General features: G+C 57.0%; 2 protein-coding genes. One reads left to right on the forward strand and one right to left on the reverse strand.

Annotated elements, in window-relative coordinates:
* Positions 1–289: 289 nt before the first annotated feature.
* The gene (locus tag POG22_RS15115) at positions 290–1564 is read left to right on the forward strand and encodes a hypothetical protein (RefSeq protein ID WP_063717220.1); all 1275 of its coding nucleotides are present in this window, start codon (positions 290–292) and stop codon (positions 1562–1564) included.
* A gap of 35 nt (positions 1565–1599) precedes the next feature.
* Here the strand turns inward: POG22_RS15115 and POG22_RS15120 are convergent, their stop codons facing one another.
* Complete coding sequence (locus tag POG22_RS15120) at positions 1600–2847, reverse strand: lipid-A-disaccharide synthase-related protein (RefSeq protein ID WP_498906169.1); 1248 nt, start codon at positions 2845–2847, stop codon at positions 1600–1602.
* Between the last annotated feature and the right edge of the window lie 398 nt (positions 2848–3245).

Consider the following 3245-nt stretch of genomic DNA (forward strand, 5'->3'; position numbering starts at 1 on the left):
AATTTTACCAGTTTGTTCGTTTCGGCGCTATCCCCTTCTCTCGCTATCGCATTGTTCGGGGGATGCACCGAAACTCACCGCCGCTTCACCACCAACCAAGCCTATTGGCTATGGTTGGAGCGCTGCGACGAATCTTGGTAGAACGGCTACAATAGAAGCGATACTCGATAGAATGGCGATTCGCCCGTTACGATCGCGATCGCCCCTCAAAAATACAAGGTTCGGAACTCCCCACACACCCCTGAAAACTGATAACTCACTGCTCACTGTTCGCGGTTTACTGTAAAAGATGCCCATCAAACACTTGCCGAACTCGATCCACATCTTACGCGCCCGACTCCGCTCGTTGTCGCGTCCGTCGGTGTGGCTGTCTGCTTTGGGGGTTGCGTTAGTTCTCGGCGTGGGTTGGGAATATGCCAAACGCTTGAACTCCCCGACTGATGTGGAAGCGGAAAACGAAGGCGAAGTGGAGATTTCAGAGGCTCTCGGATCGGAATGGCAAGGAGAAGTTTCTGACGAAGACGCACAAATCGCCGCAGATATCGATAGTTCGGACGTTCTCCGCAGTCTCCTCGCGCAACAGGAATCTCCCGCCCCCGCTCCCGTTCCCGACAGCGGACAAGCTCGAGAACGTCGAGAACATATCGATCGCCTACTCGAACTTATGGCGGCGGACTACGAGCTTCCGGGGAGTTCCTCGAATTCCGAAGACGCTTCCGAGACGAATATATTTGCCAATCTTTCACCGTTTGGGTCTTTGGGAACCTCGGACGAGGAAGAGACGCCATCCGATCGCAGTGCGAGATCGAACCTGTTTTCTGCTACCACGTCAGGAAACGCCGCCGACTCTCCACCAAACGATCCGTTGACGAATTTTTTACAGTTCGACCTCGATGGCGCGTCTCTGCCAAATTTGAGAACGAACGACAGCCAGCGTTCGGCGGAGACGGACGAGACTGAAGAAGAAACGGCGGAAAGCCGACAGGACGGCGGGGCGACGGGCGATCGCAACGCCTCCAACTCTGACAGACGCCAGCGGGCAACTTCGGCAGAGACACTGCCCCCCTTCGCCACCCCCGCACCGTTCTCGACGCCGGACGAGACTTCTACGGGTTCGACGCTACCGGCGTTTACCGGCTATCCCTACAATCCCAACGCGATCGCTCCCGATTCGGCAGGAAATTCGGGCAATTCTAACAACCCTTACGCGAACCCTTACGCCCTTCCGTCGGCGGGAACGCCGAGTCCGTCTCCCTCGAACGTCCCCGCACCGACGTACAGACGTCCGACGTTCGGGGCGACGCCTCCGACGACCGCTGAGAACGTCAATCCTTACGGAAACTTCAACGGAAATAACGGCAACGCCTACGGAACGCCTACGGGCAATCCGTTTTCCGTGAATTCTGGCACGGGTTTGTCTGGAAACGGTGCGACGACGCCTTCGACGACGGGTACGACGCCTTACGCCTATCCCACTGCACCGCCCCAACAGTTTTCGGTTCCCCGGACGCCACCGGGACGCGCCATCGGCAACGGGGAAATTAACACCTTTGCCAATCCTTAGCTCGTTTGGGGCGATCGCATTTCAGCTCGGTCGCCTCAACTCAGCAACTGCATGATGTAGTCGGCAATGCGATCGCTGGCTCCGGCATCTCCCATGCGGCGACGGCCGTTCTCGGCGATCGCTTGCAGCCAGTCAGGATCGCCGAGCAACTGTTCGACAACGTCGGTGACTTTCTCGGGGCGATCGAGCAGAACGAGCGACGATCCGAGCAGGCGACTTTGGGCTTCTGCAAAGGCTGGGGTGTATTGCGGTCCCGTTCCCGGCAGGGCGATGGCCGGTTTCCCCAAACCCACGAACTGTTCGGTCGCGGTTCCCGCCATCGCGATCGCCAGATCGGCCCGATACAAACATTCGGCAAACGCTCGCTGTGTCAGAACGACGGTCGCCTGGCCTAGCGTAAAACGTCGCGCTTCGGGATCGGAAACGGACACCGGGGATCGGCTTTCGCTGGGTTGCCACCCGTATGTTTCGAGAACGCGACAGAAAGGATCGAGATCGAGTCCGGGGGCGATGGTTCCCAGAAAGGCGATCGCGCGACTCGGGCGATCGTGCGAGACGATCGCGGCGGTTTTGACAATTTGTTCCCAGTTGCGTTCGGCTTCAGGCGATCGCGACCCCGGCATTAAGGCGATCGTCAAGACTCGATGGGTTTCTTCGGCGTTGGTGACGGTTTCGGCGTCCAATCCGTCCATCATGGGATTGCCCAAGTCGTAGGCGGGAACGTTGAATTTTTGTAAGTAGCGGGTCGTCAAGCCGTCGCGAGGAAATACAGCCCGACAACGTTTTCGGGTCATCAACCACCGTTCCCAGGGTAAGTATACCGATCCCGACCAACTCTCGAGTTTTTCAAACCAGGTGCGCCGAGGCAGCAACCCGATCTCGTCGCGCAGGTAGTATTCGGATTTCGCCGTTCCCACAAAGGCGTAGTTCGCACCACTCATCCACGCCAACAACAACGGAACGATATCGCCGACGGCTAAAATCGCGCCGCCTTCTCGTCCCCAGGTTCGGACGACGCGCCGCTGGGCTAAGGTCAGTCCTAACAATCCCCCGCGCACGTCTCGCCACAGTTGTCGTCCGTCCATATACACGAACCCACCCGAGGGCATTTTTTTCACGGGACCGACGATCGGTACGCCGTCTAAGTCGGTGTAGGCGCGGCCTTCGCCGACGAGGGGAAGTGCTGCCAGTTTTGGGGCTTGGTGATGTTGTTGGAGGCGACGCAGAATCTGTACGGCGATCGCGTCTTCTCCGTGACCGTTACTCAAGCACAGTAGCTTCACGCCTAACTCAATCTCCAAGACGACGTTTTCCAGGGTATATCAATTTCGAGGGCTGTAGACGCTTTTGAGACGCTCTCGCTGTTGCCCGTGGCTGCGCTGCACGACACGGGACTGCGGGGTCTCGGTGTTTCTATGATTTGTTTCCCTCTCAAGGTCTCGACGGCGATTAAGATCGCGATCGAAACGGGTTTTAACTGACCTTTAACGGGTCTCGAGTCTCATGCTTTCTCGCCGCAAAATCCTGAAATTCTTCGCACTGACCAAAAAACCGGGATACAAGCCCCGTCCTTCTAGGACGGCTTTTTACTGGGTTCTGGAAAACGAGCAATTAAACTTCTAATTAGTTCTGATTGTGTCATACCACGCCTAGCAGCTTCTTCTACAAGCTGTCTTTTTTC

This window comes from Geitlerinema sp. CS-897 (genome assembly GCF_028368005.1).
Taxonomy (GTDB): domain Bacteria; phylum Cyanobacteriota; class Cyanobacteriia; order Cyanobacteriales; family Geitlerinemataceae; genus Baaleninema; species Baaleninema simplex.